Here is a 25,496-nt window from a genome sequence, read left to right as displayed (position 1 = left end):
CTTCCGAGCCGCACCACCGGAACCGTCACGGTTCTTCTCCGGGGTTCGGTTCGCGGCGTCGTCCAAGCGTGTTGAGGGTTGGCTCGTCGGTGTCCGCGAAGGACGCCGAATTGGCTGGTGGGGACCGGTGGGTCAAGACGTCGCCAGCCGCCTACGCCGGCTGGCCCAGCGGTTGCCAGGTCGAATGCGCGGGAGCCCAGAGCAATGCGCCCAGCAACTGCGGCGGAAGACCCGGCACGCCCACACAGGGGCGCACGGCGTGAGCGTCGGAGCATTCGAACTAGCCTGCTGGGACTTGCTCGGGCACCGTCACGGATTACCGGTGTGGCGCCTGATCACCGCCCAGCCGACCGGCCGGCACGTCCCAGCATATGCGACCTGCTTCGGCATGCGCCTCGACCACGTCCGTGCACCGCAGGTGATCTCGGAGGTCAGACAGGTGTGGCCAATCCAGAAGTGGCGTCCAGTCCGTACGCTGAGTAGAACCAACGGTCCTGCGCTGCGGGCGGCGCAGGCGGCCGGCCCGGCCGCAGTCGCACTCGACTTCGGCGGCGTCTGGCCGACCCGGTCCGCCCTGCGATACGCAGGGGCGCTCGAACTCGAACTGGCCTTCATCGAGGAACCAGCCCCGCCGGGAGCGTTGACCGAGCTTGATCGGCACCCCCGCCCGGCGCCCGTCGCAGCCGGCGAACACTGCTACAACGTCGATGAGACCGCCGTGCTCCTTGCCGCTGGAATCGACGTCTGGCAGCCGGATGCGGTGTTCTGCGGAGGGTTCACAGCGCTGCGCGCGATCGCCGCCCGCGCGGCGAAGATGGAACTCCCGACCTACCCACACGGTGGTGGCCTCATTCCCGCGATTCACGCCGCGATCGCTGGCGACCCGATCGCCTTGGTTGAACACCACCTGCTCCTCGAACCGCGTCGGCAGGTGCACCTCGGATCCCCGCTACTACCGGGGCTTGATGGACAATTCGGCGTGCCGGAACTGCCCGGCTGGGCCGGACCCCTCCGAACGGATCTCGCCGATGGATAGCCAACCGCACAAACCGATCAAGACCCTCCTGGTGGACATCGGCGACACGCTGATCAAACGCAGCAGGCCGGGCCCGTTCGCCCGCTCGCTCGAGGTCCTCACCCAGCACGGAGTGGACACCACCGACCCCACGGTCAGGAACCTCCTGACCGCTTGCCTGATGACCGGGTTGGATCGATCGGCAGCCGCCGAGCGGGCTGCCACAACTCTGCGGCTGGCGGCCTCGGCCGCGGCGGCTCTGCTGGAGGCGCTGCGACAGCCGGAAGGACAGGCACGCATGCTGCCCGGCGCACAGTCGCTGCTAGAACATGCGACGCAGACCGGATGGCGGGTAGTGGCTGTCACCAACGCCGCCCTGTGGAGTGCTGAGCTCCCCACCCCCATCGCCAGCCGGCTCACCATGACGATCTCGTCAGCACACCTCGGTGTCGTGAAGCAGGACCCCGCATTCTGGCGGCAGGTCCGGTCGGAGTACGGCATCGACCCCAGGGCCGCGCTCGTGGTGGGTGACAACCCGCGCGCTGACGGTGAAGTCCCGACTGGGGAGGGCTACTGCACCGCCGTTCACCACCGCGACGGCCCGTCGCTGGGCGAGATCGCAGGCTGGATCGCCGCGGCGACCGAAGCGCCCGACGAGGTCGTCGGCCTGGTCGCGGGTCGATGCGCCCGCTGGGCCGGCCAGCACATCATGGCAGCGCCGCACCTCGCCGCGTCGGTGTTGACAGTGACTCGGCGCCGGGTCCGGGCCTCGATGCACGGCCATCGGCCGGTGGCCACGACGCTCGTACGCCGCCGAGATCTGCCGCCGGCGTTACTGCTGCCACGGGCCATTGATGGTGGGGCACTGGTGTGGCTCGGCGCGGTCGCTGATCTCCGCAGCGGCACCATGCCCGCCGACCTTCGAGAGACCTTGGTCCAGCGTCACCTGTCCACCGACGGACTGTCCGAACTTGAATTGCGGCATCTGGTCTCCATGGTTCGCGAGGCGCGGGATGCCGAGGTGCGAAGGATACGGATCGACAACGTCGTCAGCTTCCTTGAAGCGCGACGACCGGCCGGGAGGAACCTGTGAAAGTAGCTGCCGAGGAGTTGTTCGCCGGAACGGTCGAGTACTACGCGCGTCATCGGCCGCCGTACCCACCCGCCCTGTTCGCCACGCTGGCGGCCCAGGCGGCGCCCGGCCGGCCCCTCCGGCTGCTTGATCTCGGTTGCGGCACCGGAGAACTGGTCATTCCTCTTAGCGCCGACATGGACGAATCTGTGGCCGTAGATCCCTCGGCCGACATGGTGCGCCACGGCCGAGCCAAGGCCCGGCGGGCGGGCCGGGACACCATCGAATGGCAGGTCACGACTGCCGAAGCCTTCACCGCGCCAGATGAGGCGTTCAACCTCGTCACGGCGGGTGCCTCATTCCACTGGATGGACCGCCGCCTGGTCGGCGCCCGTGCACTGCGGTGGCTACGCCCTGGCGGCGCCATCGCGATTGCAGGCGTCAACAGCACCTGGAACGGCACGGAAGAGTGGCAGCGCGTCGCCGTCTCGGTAATCCAACGCTGGCTGGGCGAACGCCGGCGAGCCGGGACCGGAACGTTCGACGTCGGACATGGGCGCCACGAGGACGTCCTGCGCGCAATCGGGTTCGTCCAGGTCACCGACACCACATTCCCGGTGAGCCACACGTGGACGGTCGAGGACTTCCTGGGATATCTGTACTCCACCTCATTCGCGTCCAAATCCGTGCTCGGCGACCGAATCGAGAGCTTCGAGTCGGACATGCAAGAAGCGCTGCGCAACCACGATCCGTCCGGCATCTACACAGAAACACTGCGGTTCCATTGCGTCATCGGACACAAGCCACGGTAATGGACACTTCCATCGGCATCACCGCGTCGGCGTTGCCCGACCAGACGTCCACCGATGCGGCCCGACGCGCCGAACGATACTGGCGCGTTGTGTGCGCCGTCACCACAAGCCACCTCCTGGGAACCACGTGGCCGCCGCCCGGAACGGCACAACGCACTCGAGTCGTCGGACATTGGGGCTGCAATCCCGGCATCGCCTGGGTTACCGCCCATCTCGCCGCGCACTGGGCTGACGAACGCGCGTTGCTGATGGTGGTCGGCACCGGCCACGCATCGTCGTTCCGTTTCGCCCACGAGGCCGTACGCGAACGCACGAGCGCCACGGCGATCAGCGCGGCCACCGCTCGGTACGGCCAACCCGGCGGCGATCCGTCGGAATGGATCTGCCAGCCCGGCGTGCCCTACACCGGCGGTGAACTTGGCCCAGCACTCGCGGTCAGCCAGGGCCTGGCGGCCGGAGACGCGGCGCCACTGGTGGCATGCGTGGTCGGCGACGGCGAATGTGAGACTCCAGCGGCGCTCGCTGCATTGGCCCACGCCGACGTGCTGCTCAAGCGGGGCGGGGCTCCGTGGCTTCCGATCGTCAACGCCAACGGCGCGAGGATGGGCGGCCCGGCGAGGTTGCAGCCTACGACCCTGCGGCGGATCCTGCACGGCTTCGGTTACGAGGTGGTGCAGTCCGGCGCCGACCTTACTGAGGCATCTTCGGCCGCCGCTGCCGTACTCGCCAGCTGCCTCGCCGGGCGTCGCGTCGCTTGGGTGAGCGTGACCGAAAAGGGGTGGCCAGCACCAGAGCTCATCGATGGGCACCGCTACCGCGGTCACGCCGCTCACAAGGCTCCCCCCATGGTGCGACAGGGCGGCGCGCGCCCGTCCGACGTGGCGGCGTGGTTCGCCTGCCTCGAACCGGACGGACTGCTCAAACCCACCGGCGAGCCGATCGACGACGTCGTCCGGCTCGCTCGTCGGGTCGCCCTCACGCTGCCCGATCAGACCTTGGCGCCTGAGGCCCTGCGACCTCCCGCGCCGGCTATCGCAGGGCCCGGTCGACGCACGGCAGGTCGCGCCTGGCGTCAACCCATGTCTGCCGTCGACGCGGAGCTGGCGGTGCGACCTCTGGTCGTGTTCAGCCCGGACGAGGCCGACTCCAACGGCCTGCAGGAGTGCCTCCGTGCTGGGACGGTGGTGGAGGTGTTGGCGGAGGAGACCTGCGCCGCGTGGCTGTGGGGATGCGTGGAAGCCGGCCGACCAGCAGTATTTGCCACCTACGAGGCGTTCGCGCCGATCGCGGCGAGCCTGGTCGCCCAATATGCCAAGATGATCCACGCCCGACCAGCACGGCCCATCCCGCCATTCACCGTGCTTGCCACCAGCCTCGGCTGGGCAAATGCGCCGACCCACCAGAACACCGACCTCACCGGCGTGCTACTCGCCCGCCCGATTCCTCAGGTGAGCGTGGTGTACCCAGTGGGAGCCGCATCGGCGGGCCGACGGATGGCCGCGCTCGCCGACCGTCGTCGGAGCGGCGTCGCATTAATAGTCTGCTCCAAGCAGCGGCTACTTGACCTGCCAGACCCAGGCGGCCCGGTAATCAGCTACCGAGTGGCGGGCATGCCGCCGCCGTCGGCAACGCTGGTCGTGATCGGGGACGTGTGCGCCACTGAGGCGGTTGGTGCGGCGGCTATCGCAGCCCAGGCAGGACTTGGAGTAGAGGTGCTCGCAGTCGTTGACGTCGCGCCTGCCGCGGGTGCGCTGTCGCGCCTCGCCGCTCGGCTGGGTACCGACCCACTGATCGGAGCGACGAGTGCCGCAGCCCACCACCTCACCACGGCGCTCTGGCAGCCACTGAACCGGCTGTTTCCGGTGCACGGCTACGCCGAGCAGTACGCGCCGACCGCGTGGGAGACGCTGCAGGCCAACCGCCTGGACCGGATCTCGCTGCTGGAGGCGCTCCGCGACGAAGGCGCACCCATCCCGGCCGAACTGCTCGATGAGCACCGACGACACCTGGAGCGCCGGCTTCTCCAGGCGAAAGACCTTACCGGCGTTCTGCCCTTTGACTGCCCACCCCTGCAGGTACAACCCCTCCTGGAGGCCAGATGAGAACCTACCCCGAAAGCTTCTGGGCCGACCTGTACACGAGCTTCCCGCTGCTCGCCGATGAACTCGGCGACCGCGACCTAGCCGGCACGACAGCATGCGTACTGGGCTGCTCGGACGGCAAGTTCGTGATTCCGTTGGCCGGTGCCGGATGCCAGGTGACCTGCGTCGACGTTGACCCAATCATGCTGGACGGCGGCGAAATCCGATACCGCGGCGAAACGGTGACGTTACGTGGACTGCGGTCGAATCTGGACCGGACCGGCCTGCTCGACCGTTGCGAGCTCATCGAGACCGACTTCATGCGCTGGCGCACCGACCGCACCTTCGACTTCGTGCTGACCAGCGGCTCCTGGGCATACAACCGCAACCTGGAGCACGGGCTGTCCGGAGTGCTCGCGGTCATGCAGCGTCTCGTCGCGTCCGGCGGCTATCTGTTCGCCGACTACCTGCTGCCGGTCACCGAGATGGAGCGCGGAATCGATCTATACCCGCAGCCGGAGGACCTGCAACCGTTCTTTCCGGAACCGCCTTGGCGACTGATCCATAACGAGGGCGTGGGGCTCATCGGCGAAAGCCATTACGGACAGGAGGAGTGGCACCACCACAACTACGGCGCGCTCCTCGCCCAGCGGGTCGCATGAGCACCCCGAGCATGACCAGCCCCGGCTGGTCCGCAGCCACAGACAAGGTCGCAGCCGAACCATGCCGACTGGAGCGAGACGAGGTGCTGCTCGCCGATGACGCCCGACTCGATCTGCAGCCGCTCCGCGACCCCACATTGGTCACCATCGCCGGCGACTGGCACGGCGAGGCGGACTTCGCGTCGGCGCTCATCGAACGAGCCCCAGCCGGGCCGACTGGTACCCGAATTGTCGTACAACTCGGCGACTTCAGCGTGTGGCCCGGCCGAGCCGGTGCTGCGTTCCTCGACGCTGTAGCGGACAGCCTGCTTCGCGCTGACGCATCGCTGCTGTTCATCGACGGCAACCACGAGGACCATCCACAGCTACTCGGCTATCCGATCAGAGCCGATGGGCTGAGAGTGGTCCGGCCGCGGCTCTACCATCTGCCGCGCGGCTTCCGCTGGACGTGGCACGGCCAGCGCTGGCTCGCGCTAGGCGGGGCACACTCCATCGATCGACCGAAACGTACGCCAATGGTCGACTGGTGGTCGGAAGAACAGATAACTGACGGCCAAGCGCACCTGGCGGCATCTGGCGGCACCACCGACTACATGGTTACCCATGACTGCCCCGCCGGGATCTCGATGCCTGGCATCTGCGACGCTGAGCCCGGCCAGCCCAAAGAGCTGTACGACGAGCTGGTGATCGAGGCGCGGCACCGCCAGCGCCTTCTTGACGTGGTGCGTCGAGTCCGACCCCGGCGCCTGCTCCACGGGCATTACCACATCCGCTACGACGCAGTGATCGACTTTGACGACGGCACGGCGTGCGCAGTCACCGGGCTGGCGAAGACTGCCACGATGGCGGACAACGCCGTGGTCCTCAACCTCCTCGACGATGAGCTGTCCGCGCCGTTCCCGCGCAGCCGAGACGAGCGGACCGCGACGTAGACCCGAACGGAGACTCCATGTACCGATACGACGAGATCCGCCACGTCCACATCGAGCCGTCAACCCGGTGCAACGCGGCCTGCCCGATGTGTCCGCGCAACATGAACGGCGCCACGTCCCCCGGACTGCGTCTGACCGACCTATCTATAGAGGACATACGGCGTTTGCTCGACGCCGAATTCCTCGGCAGGCTCGTCGGCGTGGACTTCTGTGGCGCATACGGCGAGCCAGTCCTCGCACCGGATATTCTCAAAATCGTCGAGTATGTCCGGCGCGGCGGCCCGGCCTGCCGGATGGTGCTGTACACCAACGGGGGCATCCATCGGCCACCGTGGTGGACCAGGCTGGCGCAGGCACTCGGCCGTCCGGCCCGCGTCGTGTTCGGCATCGACGGCATTGGCGAGGTCAACGGCGTATACCGCCGCAATGTCCGCTTCGATCAAGTCATCGCCAACGCCCGTGCGTTCATTGAGGCAGGCGGCGAGGCGCAATGGGACTTCCTGATCTTCAGACACAACGAGCACCAAATCGAGCAGGCTCGAGCTTTCAGCCAGGAACTGGGCTTTGTCGAGTTCCAGCCGAAGAAGAGCGGACGGTTCGTCCGCGCCGCGATGGAGTACGTACCGGAGCTCGACGGCGCACCGGATACTGATCGGTTCCCGATCCATTCACACCGTGGCCAGGTGATCGGCCTGCTCGAACCGCCCAGCGACCTCGCGTTGCGCAACGGCAGCGCCGTCGCGGTGGAGCTGCTCCGCCATTCAGCACAGGGCCTGGACCGGATGCTCGACACCACGGTGATCGACTGCCGGGTCAAGGGCGAGCGCAGTATCTACCTCGGCGCTCAGGGATACGTTTTTCCATGCTGCCAGTCATACACGGCGGCCACGCTGCCAGCGGTGTACGGCGGGAACAGCCCAGCGGATCGCCAGATGGAAAGGCTGGTCCTGGCTCACGGCGGGTTCGATGCCATCAATGCTCGAATAGTCGGTCTTCGGCGTGCGGTGGAAAGCGAGCTGATCGCCGCCGTCGAACACAGTTGGAAGCGCTCAAGTATCGCCGATGGTCGGCTGAAGGTTTGCGCCCGAGTGTGCGGCACCGAGCTGCGCACGTTCGAAAAGCAGTTCGCCTCGGCTGAACTCGTGCCGGGACGCACCGTTCGCTCATAATGGCTAGCAAGGTCCGAGCGGTCCGGATCCGACGTCAGTACACCTCACGGGGGGAAGCAAAACTCGGCGCCAACAGCGGCCCGTCATGCAACCAGACCCAGCTCCGCAAGAGGTGCCGGACGCGGCCCGAAGCCGCCTCATCGGCGAACGCTTCGCGTCCGTGCAGGATGCCGTAGTTGTCGAACCACATGCTCTCGCCCCGGCCCAACGTGCGGGTCACCTGCAATTGTGGGCGCCGCGCCACCTCCTCGAACCGATCCAGCGCAGCGACCTGCGCCGCACTCAGCTCACCACCGGCACGTGCCGCACCCTGCCGCAGCAGCAGCGAGGCGTAACGGCAGCTGAGCCGACCGGCGTAGAAGCTGAAGATCGGCGACGACAGCGTAGGCCGCGCACCCTCGCGATGCAGCCCTCGCAAATCCCACTCCCACAACTGGTAGTACTCGTGCAGCAACTCGGGGGCTTCGTCGGTCAGCACATCGTGAACCATCTCAGCGCTGGCGAACGCATTGCCACCGCCGACCGAACCCTGGTTGAGGCACAACAGGCCAGCCACGTCGGCGGCGTCCGTGTGCATCAACAGATCCTTATTGGTCCGGTAGCCGCGTGCCTGTGGATCGGCCGGATGCTCGTCGCGTACCGACACGATCCGATCTCCCGCCGGATTCTGCGCCATCGGGCGGCCCAGGACCAACGACAATCCATAGAGCATGAAGGTCAGCTGCCCATCGGTCAGCGTATCCAGACCCTTCCCAGTCAAGATGGCAAGGCCGCAGCCAGCCGTGACCTGCTCCCGAATGCGTTTCGCGAGGTCGCTGAGCGACGCGGTAGCCTCACCGCGATAGAGATCGGAACTGGCCTCGTCGCGGGGAGCCGTGAACCGTTCGGGCAGCTTCTTTGCCAGCTGACCGATCTCAGCCGGTTCTAGCGTTACGAGATATGAGCCATCGGCGTTCAGTGCCGGCCCGCTCCATCGACGCGGGTTCGCATTACTCACGTTGCGGCTCCTGATGGTTGGTCGACACATTCAAAGTGTGTCGAGCAGCGACCGGAGTTCGCGCATTGGTCGTCCGCCACAACACGGGGCAGATATCCGGATCGCTGTAGTCGACGTCGCCGTTGGGCAGCTTGCGGCAGGCCAGGTCGTTGTTATGCGTCTGAAGCGTTCCCGACTCGTCGTACGCACGCTGATACCGATTTTCGCCATCCTGAAAATGGGCCGTGAGGCCGATCCGCGGGCGCTCGCTGAGATTGGGACCACTCCCGTGGACGGTCAAGCAGTTGTGGAAACTGACCTGGCCCTTGCGAAGGTTCATCGGTACAGTCGTGACAGGCATGCCGGTGCGGGCAAGGCGCCTACGCAACTCCGCCGAATCCGTGCCGAGGAAGGTGCGGCCGTACCGCACCGCGCGCACCGCTTCAGTATCTGGCCATAGATGACTACCGTCGATCATCGTCACCGGACCCATGAGATCATCGCAGTCCTGGAGCGCAATCCAGGCTGTAAGCATCCTGGTCGATGTGCAGGAACGCCAGTAGGCCCGGTCGGTGTGCCACCCGATGGTCACCGCAGCGCCGTCCACCAGTGGTTCCTTATAGACGATGCCGCTTTGCCAGAGCCTGATCTCCTCGGTGCGGGCTAGCCGGGCAGCGACGGCCGCGATCAATGGGCGGCGTAGCAGCGCGGCGAGTCGTTCATTGGTCAACGCCACGTAGTCGTTGAGTCGGATGCGATAGGACGAGCCTTCCCGCCAGTCATCGATCAGGTTGAGGGCGGTCGGCGCGGCGGCGTCACGCCGACCCCCCTGGTGCGCTTTGACGGCTGTGATCGCCTCGGCGACATCCGCCTCATCGAACAGCCGTGGCGCAACGAACCAGCCGTGTTCCTCGTAGAACTGAACGTCTTCTTCAGACGGCAACCGTCCGCACTCGGATTCAGTCAGGTCAAACCCTGTCCGGTCCAACACCTGAATGAGCCTTCCTGATCAACGACCGCGCTTGCCGACCATGCTCTTCTACGGCTTTGTCGCCAGCTAGCCTACGGTCCGGACACGCATGTACGACAGCCCTTGAACTGATGGCGCAGAAGGGTTACGGGCTCTCGTCCAGGGCGCCGGTGTTGTGGATGGCATGGAGCAGGGTGTAGAGGTCCGGCCACGTCTCACCGATGCCTTTGCGCCCTGCCCACACGGCGGTCCGGCGCACATACGACGACAGGCTGGGGGATAGTTCACTGAGTCGCAGTTGCTTGAGCTGCTCGCTGATGTCGACCAGTTCCTGACCGCCGACCTCGATGAGGTGCTGTGCGAGGTATTCGTCGCGGGCGGCCAGGGTGTGGATGCGTGCCGGTAGATCATCGCGTTCGGAGAGGACGAGCTTGCGCAGAAATGGCCGCCAGGTGTTCGCGTGGCCGTTCTTCCATTTCGCGCGTGGGTTCGGGTCGCTGTTGAAGATCACTCCGATGGCTCGGTCCATCAGGTCCAGGGCGTCGGCTACGCGCCCCGCGTCGGTGAGTCGGCATGCGAGTTGCGGGAGGCTCGCGAGCCTGTTCGCCCATTCGGCGGGCGGTGCGTCGTTTGGGGGGCGATGCGCCGTGATCGGTTCGAAGGCGAGCCGGTGTAGTTCTGCGCTGGTTTGTGGCCAGGACACCGGACCGATCGGGGCGAACATGGCGTGTAGCACGATGAGCAGGCGATGGGCATCCGCGCCGGCCAGCACGTGTTCACGGTCGCCGGTCGCCGACCACCGTCGCTGCGCCAGGAACCGGTCACCGTCGTCGATCCTGGCTCGCAGCGCGGCGACCGCGGGGTCTAGTTGCTCGGGAGGGCTCGGTTGCCGGGTGCGCAACAGGGTTGCCTCGGCCAGCGCAGCGAGCTTTCGGAACACCCGGTGGTTCTGCTCGGTCGCGATCTGGCCGACCAGCCATGAGGGTGTGACGAACGCCGGACCGTGACGCTGCATCACCAGTGCGGTCAGTAACTGGTAGCCGACGGCGCGGCAGTCGACAGAAACGTCCTCGATGAGTTCAGCGGCGAACGCGCCAAGCGCGTCAGCATGGTGCCGGAATACAGGACCGCCGCGCTGGGAAAGGTCGGCGATCGAGCTGAAATCGCCGTCCCGCCGCGCGTCACGCAGCAGCCAGTCGAGCATGTCAGTGGCGGTGCCGACGTCCTTGGCCACCTCCGTACGCAGCTGGGCGGCGCGGTCGGCTCCCACCCGGTCGCGCAGGTCACCGGGGTCGTGGAGCCAGTGGTCCAGCGCCGCCCGTGCAGCTGGATGGCCGCCGGTCGCCGCCCGCGCGGTGATCACGATCGGCCAGGGCGCTTCCAGCCACGCGGCAGACGCCAGCGCTGGGACGCACGCGGCGATGACGTCGCACGGCAACCTGTGTCGGGTTCGCTGAGTGAGCGCCTGGATGAGTGGCTCGGTCGTCGCGGTCAGATGCGTGGCGCAGTACCGTCTGGCGGCCTGCACTCCCGGCGCGTCACCTGGCCCGAGAAGTGGCACCAGGACGTAGCGGGCGAGGTGGTCCCAGCTGGCAGGCAGGTGGGTTGCCAGCAGCGTGTCCAGCGCCACGCGCACGTCGTCGTCGGGGTGGCCGCGAAGCTGCAGTGCGTGGCCGCGGAGGCGCACCCGATCGGCGGGGGTCAGCGTTCCCCCGTCGAGGACGCGTACCCAGGACGCCCAGATCTGCGTGCGGTCCTGCGGTGCCGGTGGGAGTCGGGCGGCGCTCGACGCCGACCAGGCGCCGGATGCGGCCTCGATGATCTGTTCGACGCCGCCGGTCCAGTCGCGCTGCCCAAGCGCACCGATGAGGCCCGGCACTTCGGCGATGTACGCGTCCAACTCGTGGTGACCGGCGGCGAGTAGGTCGTGCAGCGCGTCGAGTAGATGGCGCAGCAATCCGCCGTCGCGGTTGGCTCTGGCGGCTCGCCACAACGCTTCGATGCGGTGTTGGCCAGCGGCCGGGTCGGCGTGCTGCAGGCGACGGAGCACAAGCGACAGCTCTGTTCCTGAGGGAAGACCGGTCGGATCCAGGGGCGTGTCGTCGTCGAGCAGCACCCGATGGCGGCGGAGGAACCGGTGCACCGCGCCCGGTTGCTGGTGCGCGAGCCTGGCCAGTGTCGCCAGCAGACGCGGACGCTCGGTGATCACCGTTCGGTTCCACACCACGGCGAGATCGGTGGGCCACGTGTCGTCGACGGTGCGGCGGACCGCGCCGAGTACGTCGAGGAACTGCAGGATCTCCCAGGTGTCGGCCCGTTCCAGCGCGAAATGCGCGTCGCCGGCCACCGCCGCGCCTGCGGCGCGCTGCTGCGCGTACAGCCTCAGCCCGGTGACGCGGACGAAGGCGTCGTCGTGTCGCAGCAGCGCAGCGAGATGGCTGGTGCCTTCATCCAGGCCCAGGACGGCCGGGTCGGTCCGGCGTCGGAACGCGTGCCCGGCAACCTCGGCGAGCAGGAGGTCGTCGGGGTACGCGGTGATCCGCTGCGCGAGTAGTTCGAGGCCCGCCGGGCCGTAAGCAGCCAGGGCCCGCCCAGCCGCATGCTCGGCCATGGTTTGGTGCCAGAACGACACCACCGTCCCCTCGGCCGTCGCCCGCATGCGGATCACGTCACGGCGGCGCAGTTCGACCAAGTCCGCCTCGATGTGCTCGGCAGACTCGTTCAGGCGGCGTGTGATCAGCTTGACGCAATCGTCGTGATCGATCCAGAACGTCCCGATGCGGATCATCGCCAGTCCGAGTTCTTCCGCGACCTGGCTCAGGTTCTGGGTCGCGGCGGCAGGTGCGGCATCCGGGCCGTCTGCGTAGGCGCGCCGGTTCTCGACTACGCGGTTCTTCCAGAGCCGGTCGTGCAGGTCGGCGACGTCGACCTCGGTCGTCGGCGAGTTCGGGGCGCAGACCTCGAACAACACCCGCAGCGCCAGCGGGTGGATCACGACTTCCGACAGCGGCAGCCCGCGGGCGACCGCGGCGGCGATGTCACTACGGACGGTTTCAGCGTCGACGGCGAGATGGTCGACGGGCGCCACGCCGCCGTGTCGTGGTCCGGGCGTGCCCGGCGGTCGGTAGTAGATCGCGGCGTAGGCATCGACCGCCGCAGGCCATTCCTGCTCGGTGTACGGCCCGAGCACGTGCTTGCTGAGCAGCGCGCTCAGATTGCCGCGGTATTCCTGCTCCAGCACGGCCGCCTCGACCACGCGGCTCGCCAGCACCGTGGGGATGCCCAGCTCGCTGAGCCGTTCGAGCAAGTGCACGAACCCGGGGACGTCCTGGCGGTGGTGCAGTAGCGCGTCAGCCGTGTCGAGCAGCAGGACGACCGGACGGGTCGAGGCTGCCTCCTGCAGCCCGTCGAACAGCCCAGCCGTCTGAAGGGAGTGGAGCGCGGCGGCGGGGACCAGGAAAACGTCCGCGTCGGCGCTGAACCGTCGGTGTAGCCACCACAGCAGGCAGCTCTTGCCGTGGCCGGGCTCGCCGAGCACCGCGGTTGCCCGCGGCCGCGCTCCGCTTCCGCGGGTGGCGGTGTCGAGCTGTGCCTGGATGTCGCGGACCAAGCCGGCCTCGACCTGGCGAGCGACGTAGAGGTGATCGTCGAGCCGCACACCGGCCGTGCGCCCGGGCACCTGCGGCAGGACGAAGGCGATCTCCTCGACGGCTTCGTCGCTGACCCTGCGCAGCGCGGTCAGCTTCGCCGTCTCCCGTCTGGGCGCCGGAACCGTCGGCGCTGAGGGGTACAGGTCGTCGTACTCGGCGAGCAGCGGCTTCCGCTCCTCCTCGGTCAGCCGGCAGCCGATCAGAAACTGCTTCACCTTCTCCTTGGTGGGCATTACCCCGCGTTTAGCCCGCTCCCGGTCCACAAGGTTATTCGCCGTCGAACTTGAGATGTCCGCATTAAGCTCAATCTGCCCGAATGACCGTCCGTTTCTGACCGTGTCCAGCCGCTCCGCGAACTGCACCCGTCGGTCGATCAGCGACGGGGCCGGCGGGTCGTGTTCGTCCGAGGACACCGGCCCTCCCGCTCCGCCCTCAGCATCAGGTCGATCCAGCGTAACCGAACGGGACCGCACAGCCCGTCCATCGTCCATCGCGTCCATCCGCCGTTCCAGGTGGCCGAATGGACGGGCAGCGTCGAGGCCAAGCGGTTGCAGGGGCCCCCAACCGCCGACCCGCAGACCTTGAACGGGAAGGCATCACCATGTCGCACATCCCTGATATCTCCGCGCCCGAACCACCGGCGGACCGTGAGCCCGGCCAGCTTCGCAGGCTGGCCAGCCGGCTGCTGCCCGCCGCGGCCGTCTTGCTCGACGCCGTGGGCGTCGGCGTCCACCTGGCAGGGCACGACGGCTTCGCCGAGTGCATCAGAGCAGGCGCTACCGCCTTGCGGGCCACCGCACTGGTCCTCCGCGACCCTGGACGGCCGAGGTCGTAACGGCCCGATGATCCACAGAGGCGGCGAGGCGATGGCCTCGCCGCCTTCTTCATTGCACGGCGACTTCCGCAAACCTGTGCACGAAGACCCGCCGGGGTGTTGCTTGCTGACGCCACGTGGAGCCTCCTCTGGGCCGTCGACGACGCCGTCACGCCCGGCGCCAACAGCGGCTCATCGATGCCGAGGTCCGCGCCAACCGCCGTGCTCTGATGCGGCTCGTGCAGCGCCGCGGCAGATCGAACGCGCTCCCAGCCCCTTAAGCTCCTCGCCGCCGCTGACCGGCGCACCCTCCAACAGGCGATCCTGAACACCGCGCCGACCTGTAGGTCTAGGACCGGCGCGTACAGGTGCAGAGGCTGGTGGTCCACCACGGGCTCACCGTCCAATTCCTGGCCTTCTTCGCCGCCGTCGGAACGGCACCAGAACGAATGGTGGGGCGAGTTAATGTGTTGCAGTTTGACCGTGTGGGCTCGGGGCGGCGGTGCCGGAGTGGCGGTGGCTCGAAGATCGGCGCTGTTGTTGTGACCTGACTGCGGGGTTGTGGCGATTGCGCGTTGGCCTGGGTGCTCCGTGGGTGCTCGGATGTTCCAGACGCTGCACGGATTTACCGCAGGGCTGCTGGATTAACGCCTGAATCGGCCTGGAGACGGCGGATCACGTTCCGTGAGCATCGACTGGACCAGGGCAAACACGAATGGATTGCGCGCCTGACCGCTGGACAGGCCGAAACGAGTTCGGTTACCGCGAGATATGGACGAGAGTGCCCCGTTCTGCGGACTTTTAATCCATAGGTTCAGGGTTCGAGTCCCTGGCGGCCCACTTCAAGGTATTCGTGTGGAATGCCGGATTCTACGCTGGCTCACCTCGACTGCAGGGCCTGTTCTTGACGTAGCTCGTGCATGGGCGATTCCCTGCCATCCATGGGGTCTCAGCCCCATCGATGAGCGGCCTGCAACGGTCCCCTGACTGATCGTGGACTGCGGCCACGAGTCCAGCCACGTTGCAGTCGACGGCTCGCGGTCGTGCTGCCGAACTGCGCGAGACGGCTGCTCTGCGTGGCCAAGCGGGAAGACGAAGTCATGATCACGTGATCACATCTGCCGATGACAGTGCACCTGATCATGGCGCTCGGGTCGGGCCACGGTCTTCCGACGCTGCGATGAGAGTGCCCACAACCCGCGGGAGCTTCGCGTGTGCAAGGGCCGCAGTCGTGCTACTACGGGCGCCGAGGGATGCCTCGGATATCACTGTTTGGTTCGGGGAAACGTCACCCGCTCAAGCAGTGCGCTACGTATCCCGGAACCACCCGACTGCTGGAGCGTTCATGTAATCGTCCTCATCCTCCGGCGGCCAACGATCGCGCAGAGCGGCCAACATGTCGTTGTCGGCGGCGCCAGTGGTGGCACACGGCGGCGAGTGCGGGCATCCCGGAAGTCCCGCAGCCGCAAAAACTGCGGTGCGCATCCCAGGCCTGCGCCAGCTGCTCGGGAGATACCCGATGAAGAATATAGACGCGAGGGATTGGTTCCTTAGGTCGAGGCTGCCGAGCGGCCTGACATGTGCGGACCGGAATGCGTACGCTTGCCGTCTGTTACAGGGTCGGAAAACTCGGCTGCGCGTGTTTGCAGGTCGTTGAGGGCCTTGACGGCGAAGGGCGGGAACGGTTCCTCCTCGCCGGCCTTCATCCAGCGTTCGAAGGCGACCCGGAATGCCAGCAGGCCCAGGTCTGCCGCCAGCCGTGCGGTCAGGTCGTCCAAGCCGCGCTCGCGCAGTGCATCGGCGATCGAACTGGTGATGCGGGCGTACTTGAGCTGGCCTCGTTCGTGCAGTTCGCTATCGGCCGCGACGATCAGGATGCGCCGCCTGGCGGTGGCCCGCCGCTGAGGGGTCATCGTGTCCCCAACGGCGGCGAGCGCTGCCCGCAGGCACGCGATGAGCGTCGCCTGCGGCGGAGCGGCCCGGATGGCGTCGGCGAACAGACCGGCCAGGACGTCCTCGCCGGCGAAAAGGACCTCGCGCTTGTCGGCGAAGTGCCGGAAGAACGTGGCGCGGTTCAACCCCGCGCGCTCGGCGATCTGCGCGACGGTCGTCTCCTCATACCCGTGCTCGACGAACAGGTCCAACGCGGCTGTTTCCAGACGCGCACGCGCGTCTGGTGCCCATCTGCCCACGGTCACATCCTAGCGCGATGCGATCAGGTCGCATCACCAGTCATGCGACTGCGTCGCATGACTGTGTTATGGTTGATGCGACCCAATCGCATCACGCGTTGGAAGGAGACCGTTGTGCGTATTTTTGTCACCGGCGCATCTGGCTGGATCGGCTCGGCCGTCGTCCCCGAACTCATCGGTGCCGGCCACCAGGTCCTCGGGCTCGCCCGCTCGGGCGCCACCGCTCAAGCAGTCGCCGACATGGGCGCCGACGTGCTGCGCGGCGACCTGACGGACGCTGCTGTCCTGCAGGCCGGAGCCCTCGACAGCGACGGCGTCATTCACCTCGCCTATGAGCACGCCCTCGGCCAGATCGGCGGGGCGCAAACCGACGCCAGCGCCGTTTCGGCCTTCACTGCGGCCCTCGCCGGCACCGGCAAGCCCATGGTCATCACTGGCGCGACGCTCACGACGCCCGGCCGGCCTGCGACCGAACAGGACGAGTTCGTCCCGCAAGGACCCATTGCCGCCCGCATCACCAACATGCAGACCGCCCTCGCGGCCGCGCAGCGTGACGTTCGATCCTGTTTGGTCATGATCCCGCGGTCGGCACACGGCCAGGGCGAACGGCACGGCTTCATCCCGCAGCTCATCCGCCGAGCCCGCGCCGAGGGCGTGTCCGGCTACATCGGCGACGGGACCAACCGCTGGCCCGCCGTCCATGTGAAAGACGCCGCGACCCTCTACCGGCTGGCCGTCGAGCGGGCGCCCGCCGGCGCGGTGCTCCACGCCGTCGGCGATGAAGGCGTGGCGGTCCGGGAGATCGCCGAAGCTATCGGCCGCGGCCTGAACCTGCCAGCCAAGTCCCTGCCCGCCGACGAGTTCGGCCTGCCCCTGTCCGCGCTGCTCGGCGTCGACATGCCCGCCTCCAGCACCCTCACTCAGGAACTCCTGGACTGGAAACCCACGCGCCCCGGCCTCATCGAGGACATCGAGCAAGGCCACTACTTCGTCTGACCGGCGGGTAGCTCCGCTACCCCGGAAACGCATGAGCCCGGCAAGACCCCGTACCGGCATCGGTTACTGATGTGATAGGTGGTTGGACGAACCATGAACAGTCCTCATGCCTTGGCCAAGCTAGCTCTGGCCGCCGGCGTCCTGGTGGCGCCGATCTTCTACCTGACCGTCTTCATACAGGCCGCGATGCGCGACGGCTACTCGTTGAGCCGTGTCGCCTTGAGCCTGCTGAGCCTCGGCAATGAGGGCTGGATCCAGATCACCAACTTCATCGTCTGCGGGCTGCTCGCGCTGATGAGCGTCTTCGGTTTCCGCGCCGTGCTGGCCAGGCATCGGGGCGGAGTCTGGAGCCCGTTGCTGGTGGCGATCTACGGCCTCGGGCTTGTGATCGCGGGCGCCTGGCACCCCGACCCCGGCGCGGGCTTCCCGCCGGGCACCCCGCTGCACTCGACCGCGCCGATGAGTGGCCACTACATCGTGCACTGGATCGGGTTCATCCTGGTCAACACCTCACTGATCGCCAGCTGCTTCTTCTTCGCCTGGGTGTTCCGCGGACTCGGGCAACGCGGCTGGAGCATCTACGGTGTCGTGTCCGCCGTCGTCGGCATCATCCTCGTGGCCGCCGGACTGGCCACCGAGAACTTCCTGGGACCGACCTTCGGTGGCCTGGTCATCTACTCATTCCTATCGGCGGTCTCGGGCCGGCTCCTCGCCCTGGCGCCCACTGCGTCAACGCAACCTGGCGACCTGCGCATGGATCGGGTCGGCCTGCCCGGCTGAAGCCGGACGGTCGGCCCACCGGCAGGGATTGCTTGAACGGCTGCCTTCTCACCCGCCGGGTCCCGCCTCGGTCGGCTGCGCGGATCTGCCGCATAGCGCTCGCTACCGACTGCGACGGCCCTCCACCTCGCCGGTGTACGCGCGTGCACGGCGATCCGCGCGTCGGGCCAAGCCGCTGGCGCGGACTCCGACACCTGGACGGCTGGCGATCATCGCCGGCCGTGGATCCCATCGAGCGATGCTCGTATAGCCCTCTGCCATGCCAGCCCGGTTCCCCAGCGCTCGATGTCTTGCGGCTGTCGTCCACCTGCTCGGCGCCGCCCGACACCTGGGCGCTGGGCGGCGGTCTGGTGACGCCGCAGAGCCGCGGTACCGTCCGGCTGCGCTCGACCAACCGGCCGATCGTCGACACGCAGTTCCTCAGCCACCCGTTCGACGTCGCCGCGCTCGAACGCAGCATCGAGCTCGCCCGGACGATCGCGGCGACGAAGGCGATGCGGCCGTACGTCAAGCGCGAGGTCGCACCCGGCCGCGCCCTCAAGGGCCAGGAACTCGTCGACTTCGTCCGCAACCGGGCCACGACGTACTTCCACTCGTCCGGTGCCTGCCGCATGGGCAAGGACGACCGGGCCGTCGTCGACGCCAAACTGCGGGTGAACGGCGTGCACAACCTGCGGATCGCCGACAGCATCATCATGCCGCGCATCGTGTCCGCCCCGACGATGCCGGCCTTCGTGCTGACCGGCCTGCGGATGGTCGAGATGCTCACCGGCCGGCGGCAGCGCCGGGCGGACGCGTAGCGGGGACCTGTGAGAGCTGGGAGGTGAGACTCCTCCCGGCTGCTCGACCCGTCACCGGTGCGGTGGCCCGCGGTCGAGATACTCGACCGTGGCGTCGAACGTCGCGGCCGGGCGGTCCGAGTCGGCCTTCCAACACCTCCTGCAGGTTCTGTGAGCCAAGTAGTTAATTTAGTGTCCTGCCCGTGTTCTGAACAGTCGATACTGTGGGTGAGACCGCTGACCAGCTCTCTTCCGTATGTCTGTCCCGTTTGCCGGGCCGGCTTCGCAACGCACGACGGGTTCTACTGCCCAGGTTGCAACGTCCGGTATCCCGTCATCCGCGGCATGCCCGTGCTGTGCCCTGCCCCGTATCGCCATCTCGGGGAGGAGGCTCTGCGCATCGTCGAATACCGCCAGAGCAACCCGGCTCACGGGAACAGGGTCGAGCCGGACGCGATGTCGCTCGACGACGTCTGCGACAAGATGACGGATGCGATCAGCCCGTTGCTGACCGTGCGGTCCGTCCTGGCCACCGCGGCCGCCCGTCCGGCGACAAGGTCTCGAAACCCGTACTCGCCGGTGCAGTCCCTGTATTACCTGCGTCGAGACTGGAGCGGCACACCAGAGTGTGAGGAGGAGATCCAGGACGTCACCCAGGCGGCCCTCAAGGCGCTGGACAACGCCGGCGGTGAGCGTTCGAGGATCCTGCTCCTGGGTGCGGGCACCGGGCGGTTCGCGAGCGTCTTGTCGCCGCATTTCGCATCGACACACGCCATGGAGCTGTCGGTTCCCATGGGCCTGCTCAGGGACTTTCTGCGCGACGGACCGCTGCGCTTCACCGTTCTCGACCGGCGGAACCGGCGATCTGAGGCCGACGCACGCCAACAGCACACCGCGTCGAACCTTGGCGTCGAGCTGGATTCGGTGGGCTGGGCGATAGCGGACGCCTTGCACTGCCCATACCCCGACGGCTATTTCTCGACTGTGGCATCGCTGTACTTCTCGGACGTCGTGCCGCCCAGTCGGTTACTGCCCGAGGTGGCTCGCATACTCGCTCCGGGAGGAACCTTCGTGCACGTCGGTCCGCTGGGGTACCAGTTCGACCGGCCCGCCGACGACCATTGGCCGGCCGAGCGATGGCCCGGCGAGGTCGAGAAGTTCGGCCTGCGAGCGGTGTTCACCGACTGGGTTCGATCGACCCATCACGCCGATGCGTCGTCGATGTTCACCTCGCTGGTGGACAACTTCGTGCTCGCCTGCGAGAAACGCGTCTGAGCGCCCCGCGCCCCGGAAGGTTCATGGGTACACCTCGGCCGGGCACACGGGCGTGGGTGCCGGCGCCGGTGAACATGCCCAGCGCGGTCGTGACGCCCATCGTGGCGAGGTCGCCCAGCGCGGCCCGCGGGTCGGGATCGAGGTGCACGTGCGCGTCGAACACCGCGGCGAGCAGCGCGGCACGCTCGACGGTGAACGTGATGGCGGCACCGTCGAGGACGTCCTCGCGGAGCTTCTCCAGGTTCGGGAAGCTACGTCGACACGGGTCGGCGCGCCGAGACGAGACTATGCAATGGTCGTGGACTGTTTCTCGCGGATGCGGCTGCGGTACCGCAGGGGTGACTCGCCGACCTCGCGTTTGAAGGCTGTGCTGAACGCGCTTTCCGAGGTGTATCCCAGGTCTGCCGCGAGTGCGCCCACTCGTACGTCGTCATGGCGCAGGGCGCGTTGGGCGAGCAGCATGCGCCACCCGTTGAGGTAGGTGAGCGGGGGTACGCCTGCGACGGCCCGGAAGTGTTCGGCGAAGGTTGTGCGTGACATCGCCGCGGCGTGCGCGAGGTCTTCAAGTTTCCATAGTCGGCCGGGTTCAGCGTGCATGCGGCTGACGGCGGGGCGCAGGCGCGCGTCGGTCAGTACTCTCAGACGCCCTGGTGGCAGCGGTGTTTGTCCGATGTAGGTGCGGAGGACTTCGAGCACCAGCAGTTGGGCGTATTGCCGGATGGCGAAGCTTGATCCCATCCGTGCGTCGGCTACTTCGTCCACCAGCTGATTGACGATGGCGCGCAGTCGCTTCGCCTCCGGTGCAGACGCGCGGACGTGGCCGACGGGCGGGAGTGCCTGAAGGAACAACTCCTCGCCGGCGGGGTTGAGCAGCAACCGGCCGCCGACCACGAGGTCGCGGTCGGCGGTACGCAGCCCGGTGGTCAGGTCGGTGACCTCAGGTTCGATTTCCTGGACCGGACCGTCGCCGGTGCCGCCTTCGAGTTCAAGCCAAGACCGGCTGTTGAGGATGGCGACATCCCCCTCTTCGAGAAGGATGGGAGTGTCGAGGCCGTCCGCGTTCAGCCGGGCCCGTCCGCGCACCAGCACGGTGAGCTTCAGCGGGGTCCGGCTGAACGAGCGGGCCACCCAACGTCCGTCGGCGGTGAACGCGCCTGTCACCTGGCCGTGTGCTTCCACGACGTCGAAGATCTCAGAGAGCTCGTCCATGTCCGGACTATTGCAAAGAAAATGCGAACCATCAAGCATTCATCGTACGGAAACCCGTCCTACCGTTGGATCATGACCATTGCACAGCAACACCCCATCGAGACCCCGTTCACCGCCGCATCGACGACCGACGACGTCATTGTCGGCCTCGACCTGACCGGCAAGAACGTCGTCATCACCGGCGGCGCGGGCGGTCTCGGATTGGAGGTTTCCCGGGCGCTGAGCAAGGCCGGAGCCTCGATCACCGTCGCCGCACGCGACCCGCGGCGGGCCGCCGCCATCTTGGCCGGCATCGACCGCATCGAGGTCAGCGAGCTGGATCTGCTCGACCCGGCCTCGATCGACGCCTTCGCGAGCCGCTACCTGCAGACCGGGCGGCCATTGCACATCCTCATCAACAGCGCCGGCAACACTTACGGCAAGCTGACCCTGGACGCCCGCGGTTATGAGGCCGGCTTCGCCGCGTTCCACCTCGGTCACTTCCAACTCACCCTCGCCCTGTACTCCGCATTGCGAGCCGCGCACGGCGCCCGGATCGTCAACGTGTCCTCCGGCGCGCACCGCACCAGCGACATCCGATGGAACGACCTGCACTTCGCCGAGGGCTACAACGGCAACCTCGCCTACGGGCAGACCAAGACCGCGGGCGTCCTGTTCGCCGTCGAACTCGACCGGCGCTGGGCCGGCGAGGACATCCGTGCCTTCTCCGTTCACCCCGGAATCTCTGTCGCGTCGAACTTGGCGCACATGGAACAGGGCACGTTCACCATGCAGCAACTGAAAGCCATGGGACTGGTCGACGACAGTGAACAGCCGATCATCGATCCCGAACACGAGAAGAAGACCCCACGGCAAGCCGCCGCGACGATCGTGTTCGGCGCGACCAGCCCACTGCTCGACGGCATCGGCGGCGTCTACCTGAAGAACAGCAACGTCGCACCCCTGGACCCGACCCCTTGGGGACCCACCCCCGTGGGCGAGAAGCCGGTCGTGCTGTCCGACGCCGCACCGCACGCGCTCGACCCAGAGTCGGCACGGCGGCTGTGGGAACTCAGCGAAGAACTCCTCAAGAAGTAGTCCGACGCTCCCGCGGTCGTGACAGCCGTAGACCGCTACGAGCTGCTGCCAACCAACTGACATAGGAGCGTCGATGACCGTCGTATCAGTACCTGTGTTTTCCCTTGCGGAGCGCGAGCGTCGCTGGAACCTGGCTAGATCGTTCATGCACGACCAGAACATCGATGCGCTACTGGTGATCGGTGAGCATGAAGACGCCGGCCCGGCACCTTTCCGGCTCGACACCTGGTTCACCAATGACGCGCCGGGCGCCATCGTCGTCTTCCCGCGGAACGCAGATCCGGTGAGCCTGGCCTGGTTTCCCGCCGACTCGGCAGAGGACGCGCGCCGCGGCACCGTGCCGTGGCTGGCGCCACCGAATCGGCGTGTCGGGCTTCGCCATTCTCAAGGCGTCGTCAGCGTGCTTGGGGAACTCGGGCTTTCCCAAGCGACCATCGGCGTCGCCGGCCTGGAGCCCTACCTGCCGTACCAGCCCGAAGGCTCTTCCCCGTACGGGCTGTGGAATGGCATCCAGCAGGGATGTGCACAAGCCAGCTTCGTCCCCGTCGGTTTGAAGCTGGCCAGGATGATGATGCCGCAGAGCGAAGAAGAAATTGCAGTCGTACGACACGCGGCCGGCATCGGCGACGAGATGGCCAAAGCGATGGTTGACGCCGCCGCGCCCGGAGCAGCCGAAAGCGACGTGTTCGCGGCTGGCATGGCAGCTGCACACCGGCGCGGCGCTATCGTGCCGGGCCTGCACCTCGCCACCGGACCGCAACCCCTGGAGCTGGGCCTGCCGCGATGGTCCTACCGCCCGGAAGCCCCGCTCATCCTTGCTGACGGCGACGTGGTCAGGTCCGAGGTCTTCTGCAACTTCGGACTGCGCGAAACACAACACCAAGTCACGATCGCCATCGGCACGGTACACGAGGACTATGACCGGGCGGCAGACATCGCGCGCGAGTCCTACGACGCAGGTCTACGCACACTGCGCCCCGGCAATGCATTCGCAGAGGTCGTCAACCGGATGCGAAAGCCTTTGGAAGCCGCCGGAGCGAACCCACCGATCTATCCGCTCATCCACTCTCTCAACCCGATCGAGGCGATAGGCGGCGGATCGCTGCTCATCAGCGGCGACCTTCAGCTCCAGCCCGGCATGACCTTCGCGCTCGAACCGCACTGCATCCTCGGGCACCGCCGAGTCAGCCTCGGCGGCACCGTGATCGTCGGCGAAGACGACGCGATCGAACTCAATCCCTATACCGCCCGGCTCCTGCGGGCCGGCAACGCCACGTGATCGAGATTCCGAACGCCGGCCGACGCTGGGGCGGCTCACCCGGCGCACGGCCGGTGGTGGGACAACTGGGCAACAGCTGATGCCACTGCGCGGCCGTGAGGACGCCCCGGGTCGCTACGGCCGCGGCGACCAGGTATCACAGTCGACGGCAATCGGCTGGTTCGGCACCTCCTGGCAGATCCTCGGCAAACCGATCGTCGACGCCATCGGCGGAACCGTCGGCGGCGTCTCCATGGTCCTGCTCACCGATAAACCGCTCTCTTCCAAGGCGAAGGAAAGGTCGTGGTGCTATTCGGCGGCGCGGCACTCCTGCTACTCGGAGCGGGACGGCTGGTCTTCAACGCTCTCCGGAGCATGGTCCGAGTCCTGGCTGCGGCCCAGATGCAACGCCCACACCGGCCGCCGCAGCCGTGCCCGCCAGCCGTCGATGTCGTCGAGGAGCCAGATCGTCAACGTGACATCAGCCAGAAACGCTCTGTCCCGCGGTGTGGGGTCGGTGGCCTTCCCGCCGGCGTCCAGCGGACGTGATGCCGTTGCCACGGCGCGCGGACCGCGACGGGGCGGACCGCGGCGTGATCGAGGGGGCGTCATGGTGGAGGAGCGGGGCGCGGGCAGCCAGGGCTGGCAGTTCTTCCGGTTCCTGGAGGAGTTGCTCGCCGCGCTGCCCGGCGTCACGGAGCTGGAGGCGGAGCGCGGCGGCGCGCTGGCCACCGACGTCCGTGCCGACTTCGTGGCCCGCTTCGAGGGCCGGCCGCTGCTGCTGGAGGCGAAGGTCACGACGCCGCAGACTCCCCGCCGGCTACGGGAGATGATCTGGCAACTGCAGCAAGCCTGGACGGCGTACGAACAGTTGCACGGCCCGCACCAGGAGCCGCGGCTCGTTGTCGCGTTCCCTGGCGTGTTGTCGCAGCAGCGCCAGACGGTGGTCCGGGCGGCCAGCGTGGAGATCTGGGACGGGGCCGTGCTGCAGCGTATGGCCCGCGCTGTCGGCGTGGACACGCCGGAGTTCCTGGCCATCCCTGAGGAGGAGGAACCCGCGGTCCGGCGCGAACCCGCCGACGAACTACTGCGCCGGCTCGACGCCATCCCCGCCGGCAAGACCGGCTGGCAGGCGTTCGAGCAGTTCAGTGAGGACCTGCTCAACCTGCTGTTCGTGCCGCCGCTGAACACTGTCATCCCGCAGAGCAGCACTGAGAACGGCGTGAACCGCCGCGACTTCGTCCTGCCGAACTACGCTCCCGCCGACAGCTTCTGGGGCTTCCTGCGCGTGCACTACCCCGCGGCGACTTCATCGTCGCCGATGCGAAGAACTACACGAGGCCGGTCGGCAAGGAGGAGGTGCTGCAGCTGGCCAACTATCTCAGCCACCACGGCACCGGACTGGTCGGGATGCTGCTGACCCGCAACGGCCTGGCGCAGGACGGGCGCTGGACGAGTCGGGAGCAGTGGCTGCTGTACAGCAAGCTCATCGTCGGGCTCAGTGAGGACGACTACCGCCAGATGCTGCTCACCCAGCGGTCGGGCGGAGACCCGGCGGAGCTGGTCCGGCAACGGATCGAGGACTTCCGTCTCCGCATGTGACCGCGTCCGCGCTGCCCAGCCGACGCACCATAAGTGAAATTACGGGCGCAGGGTCGCGCACCACATGGCGTTTGATGCTGCCGCCGCAGAGGCGCGGACCGCCGGGCTCGCTCTCGTATCGCGGCGTCGTCCGCTGTCCCGCCAGCGGCGTTGACCACACTGCGTGGCGGTTGCT

General features: G+C 67.4%; 21 protein-coding genes. 15 read left to right on the top strand and 6 right to left on the bottom strand.

Annotated elements, in window-relative coordinates; all coding sequences use genetic code 11:
* Positions 1 to 322: 322 nt before the first annotated feature.
* The 7 genes from ACQPXD_RS54670 to ACQPXD_RS54640 all read left to right on the top strand — a co-directional run bounded on the left by ACQPXD_RS54670 (position 323) and on the right by ACQPXD_RS54640 (position 7,743).
* Positions 323 to 1,036, top strand: coding sequence for an enolase C-terminal domain-like protein (locus ACQPXD_RS54670; protein ID WP_432832888.1), 714 nt, complete (start codon positions 323 to 325; stop codon positions 1,034 to 1,036).
* Positions 1,029 to 2,108, top strand: coding sequence for an HAD family hydrolase (locus ACQPXD_RS54665; protein ID WP_432832886.1), 1,080 nt, complete (start codon positions 1,029 to 1,031; stop codon positions 2,106 to 2,108). The genes ACQPXD_RS54670 and ACQPXD_RS54665 overlap by 8 nt, the downstream gene beginning before the upstream one ends.
* Positions 2,105 to 2,899 (top strand): class I SAM-dependent methyltransferase, encoded by a 795-nt coding sequence (locus tag ACQPXD_RS54660; protein ID WP_432832884.1) that lies wholly within the window; start codon positions 2,105 to 2,107, stop codon positions 2,897 to 2,899. Before ACQPXD_RS54665 ends, ACQPXD_RS54660 begins: the two co-directional genes overlap by 4 nt.
* The gene (locus ACQPXD_RS54655) at positions 2,899 to 5,001 is read left to right on the top strand and encodes a hypothetical protein (protein WP_432832882.1); all 2,103 of its coding nucleotides are present in this window, start codon (positions 2,899 to 2,901) and stop codon (positions 4,999 to 5,001) included. The genes ACQPXD_RS54660 and ACQPXD_RS54655 overlap by 1 nt, the downstream gene beginning before the upstream one ends.
* A complete protein-coding gene (locus ACQPXD_RS54650) occupies positions 4,998 to 5,642 on the top strand; it encodes a class I SAM-dependent methyltransferase (RefSeq protein ID WP_432832880.1) in 645 nt (214 codons plus the stop codon). The genes ACQPXD_RS54655 and ACQPXD_RS54650 overlap by 4 nt, the downstream gene beginning before the upstream one ends.
* A gap of 83 nt (positions 5,643 to 5,725) precedes the next feature.
* Positions 5,726 to 6,574 carry a metallophosphoesterase gene (locus ACQPXD_RS54645; protein WP_432832878.1) on the top strand — a complete coding sequence of 283 codons (849 nt, stop codon included), beginning with the start codon at positions 5,726 to 5,728 and terminating at the stop codon, positions 6,572 to 6,574.
* 17 nt (positions 6,575 to 6,591) lie between these two features.
* Positions 6,592 to 7,743 carry a radical SAM protein gene (locus ACQPXD_RS54640; RefSeq protein ID WP_432832876.1) on the top strand — a complete coding sequence of 384 codons (1,152 nt, stop codon included), beginning with the start codon at positions 6,592 to 6,594 and terminating at the stop codon, positions 7,741 to 7,743.
* A 34-nt stretch (positions 7,744 to 7,777) separates the two neighbouring features.
* On the opposite strand, the gene ACQPXD_RS54635 is transcribed toward ACQPXD_RS54640, so the two are convergent.
* The 4 genes from ACQPXD_RS54635 to ACQPXD_RS54620 form a co-directional block, all read right to left on the bottom strand.
* A complete protein-coding gene (locus tag ACQPXD_RS54635) occupies positions 7,778 to 8,740 on the bottom strand; it encodes a TauD/TfdA family dioxygenase (protein ID WP_432832874.1) in 963 nt (320 codons plus the stop codon).
* Positions 8,733 to 9,710, bottom strand: coding sequence for a phytanoyl-CoA dioxygenase family protein (locus tag ACQPXD_RS54630; protein ID WP_432832872.1), 978 nt, complete (start codon positions 9,708 to 9,710; stop codon positions 8,733 to 8,735). Before ACQPXD_RS54630 ends, ACQPXD_RS54635 begins: the two co-directional genes overlap by 8 nt.
* Positions 9,711 to 9,834: 124 nt before the next feature.
* Complete coding sequence (locus ACQPXD_RS54625) at positions 9,835 to 13,752, bottom strand: hypothetical protein (RefSeq protein ID WP_432832870.1); 3,918 nt, start codon at positions 13,750 to 13,752, stop codon at positions 9,835 to 9,837.
* 1,951 nt (positions 13,753 to 15,703) lie between these two features.
* Complete coding sequence (locus ACQPXD_RS54620; protein ID WP_432832868.1) at positions 15,704 to 16,297, bottom strand: TetR/AcrR family transcriptional regulator; 594 nt, start codon at positions 16,295 to 16,297, stop codon at positions 15,704 to 15,706.
* A gap of 90 nt (positions 16,298 to 16,387) precedes the next feature.
* On the opposite strand from ACQPXD_RS54620, the gene ACQPXD_RS54615 reads away from it, so the two are divergent.
* The 4 genes from ACQPXD_RS54615 to ACQPXD_RS54600 all read left to right on the top strand — a co-directional run bounded on the left by ACQPXD_RS54615 (position 16,388) and on the right by ACQPXD_RS54600 (position 20,175).
* Positions 16,388 to 17,341 (top strand): SDR family oxidoreductase, encoded by a 954-nt coding sequence (locus tag ACQPXD_RS54615; RefSeq protein ID WP_432832866.1) that lies wholly within the window; start codon positions 16,388 to 16,390, stop codon positions 17,339 to 17,341.
* Positions 17,342 to 17,434: 93 nt separating this feature from the next.
* Positions 17,435 to 18,121, top strand: a complete 687-nt coding sequence (locus ACQPXD_RS54610) for a DUF998 domain-containing protein (RefSeq protein WP_432832864.1) — start codon at positions 17,435 to 17,437, stop codon at positions 18,119 to 18,121.
* 290 nt (positions 18,122 to 18,411) lie between these two features.
* On the top strand, positions 18,412 to 18,921 hold the full coding sequence (locus ACQPXD_RS54605; RefSeq protein ID WP_432832862.1) for a GMC oxidoreductase: 510 nt from the start codon (positions 18,412 to 18,414) through the stop codon (positions 18,919 to 18,921).
* A gap of 324 nt (positions 18,922 to 19,245) precedes the next feature.
* Positions 19,246 to 20,175 carry a class I SAM-dependent methyltransferase gene (locus ACQPXD_RS54600; protein ID WP_432832860.1) on the top strand — a complete coding sequence of 310 codons (930 nt, stop codon included), beginning with the start codon at positions 19,246 to 19,248 and terminating at the stop codon, positions 20,173 to 20,175.
* A 285-nt stretch (positions 20,176 to 20,460) separates the two neighbouring features.
* On the opposite strand, the gene ACQPXD_RS54595 is transcribed toward ACQPXD_RS54600, so the two are convergent.
* Positions 20,461 to 21,384: an AraC family transcriptional regulator gene (locus tag ACQPXD_RS54595; protein WP_432832858.1), complete on the bottom strand. Its 924-nt coding sequence runs from the start codon at positions 21,382 to 21,384 to the stop codon at positions 20,461 to 20,463.
* Between the two features lie 21 nt (positions 21,385 to 21,405).
* Here ACQPXD_RS54595 and ACQPXD_RS54590 point away from each other — a divergent pair, with 21 nt between their 5' ends.
* Together ACQPXD_RS54590 and ACQPXD_RS54585 are read left to right on the top strand one after the other, a co-directional pair.
* Positions 21,406 to 22,461 carry an SDR family NAD(P)-dependent oxidoreductase gene (locus ACQPXD_RS54590; RefSeq protein ID WP_432832856.1) on the top strand — a complete coding sequence of 352 codons (1,056 nt, stop codon included), beginning with the start codon at positions 21,406 to 21,408 and terminating at the stop codon, positions 22,459 to 22,461.
* Between the two features lie 73 nt (positions 22,462 to 22,534).
* A complete protein-coding gene (locus tag ACQPXD_RS54585) occupies positions 22,535 to 23,740 on the top strand; it encodes a M24 family metallopeptidase (protein ID WP_432832854.1) in 1,206 nt (401 codons plus the stop codon).
* A gap of 312 nt (positions 23,741 to 24,052) precedes the next feature.
* On the opposite strand, the gene ACQPXD_RS54580 is transcribed toward ACQPXD_RS54585, so the two are convergent.
* The gene (locus tag ACQPXD_RS54580) at positions 24,053 to 24,193 is read right to left on the bottom strand and encodes a hypothetical protein (protein WP_432832852.1); all 141 of its coding nucleotides are present in this window, start codon (positions 24,191 to 24,193) and stop codon (positions 24,053 to 24,055) included.
* 136 nt (positions 24,194 to 24,329) lie between these two features.
* Here ACQPXD_RS54580 and ACQPXD_RS54575 point away from each other — a divergent pair, with 136 nt between their 5' ends.
* Both ACQPXD_RS54575 and ACQPXD_RS54570 read left to right on the top strand, forming a co-directional pair.
* Positions 24,330 to 25,139, top strand: coding sequence for a hypothetical protein (locus ACQPXD_RS54575; RefSeq protein ID WP_432832850.1), 810 nt, complete (start codon positions 24,330 to 24,332; stop codon positions 25,137 to 25,139).
* Positions 25,079 to 25,321, top strand: coding sequence for a hypothetical protein (locus ACQPXD_RS54570; protein ID WP_432832848.1), 243 nt, complete (start codon positions 25,079 to 25,081; stop codon positions 25,319 to 25,321). The genes ACQPXD_RS54575 and ACQPXD_RS54570 overlap by 61 nt, the downstream gene beginning before the upstream one ends.
* Positions 25,322 to 25,496: the final 175 nt, after the last annotated feature.

This window comes from Dactylosporangium sp. CA-092794 (assembly GCF_050948465.1).
In the GTDB taxonomy this organism is placed as follows: domain Bacteria; phylum Actinomycetota; class Actinomycetes; order Mycobacteriales; family Micromonosporaceae; genus Dactylosporangium.
This window is presented reverse-complemented; position numbering and strand designations above follow the sequence as displayed.

Excerpts from the sequence above, each read along its gene's own strand:
- ACQPXD_RS54665 (WP_432832886.1), top strand. The coding sequence starts at position 1,029 with ATGGATAGCCAACCGCACAAACCGATCAAGACCCTCCTGGTGGACATC.
- ACQPXD_RS54655 (WP_432832882.1), top strand. The coding sequence starts at position 2,899 with ATGGACACTTCCATCGGCATCACCGCGTCGGCGTTGCCCGACCAGACG.
- ACQPXD_RS54650 (WP_432832880.1), top strand. The coding sequence starts at position 4,998 with ATGAGAACCTACCCCGAAAGCTTCTGGGCCGACCTGTACACGAGCTTC.
- ACQPXD_RS54640 (WP_432832876.1), top strand. The coding sequence starts at position 6,592 with ATGTACCGATACGACGAGATCCGCCACGTCCACATCGAGCCGTCAACC.
- ACQPXD_RS54615 (WP_432832866.1), top strand. The coding sequence starts at position 16,388 with ATGCGACTGCGTCGCATGACTGTGTTATGGTTGATGCGACCCAATCGC.
- ACQPXD_RS54610 (WP_432832864.1), top strand. The coding sequence starts at position 17,435 with ATGAACAGTCCTCATGCCTTGGCCAAGCTAGCTCTGGCCGCCGGCGTC.
- ACQPXD_RS54600 (WP_432832860.1), top strand. The coding sequence starts at position 19,246 with ATGCCCGTGCTGTGCCCTGCCCCGTATCGCCATCTCGGGGAGGAGGCT.
- ACQPXD_RS54595 (WP_432832858.1), bottom strand. The coding sequence starts at position 21,384 with ATGGACGAGCTCTCTGAGATCTTCGACGTCGTGGAAGCACACGGCCAG.
- ACQPXD_RS54590 (WP_432832856.1), top strand. The coding sequence starts at position 21,406 with ATGCGAACCATCAAGCATTCATCGTACGGAAACCCGTCCTACCGTTGG.
- ACQPXD_RS54585 (WP_432832854.1), top strand. The coding sequence starts at position 22,535 with ATGACCGTCGTATCAGTACCTGTGTTTTCCCTTGCGGAGCGCGAGCGT.
- ACQPXD_RS54575 (WP_432832850.1), top strand. The coding sequence starts at position 24,330 with ATGGTGGAGGAGCGGGGCGCGGGCAGCCAGGGCTGGCAGTTCTTCCGG.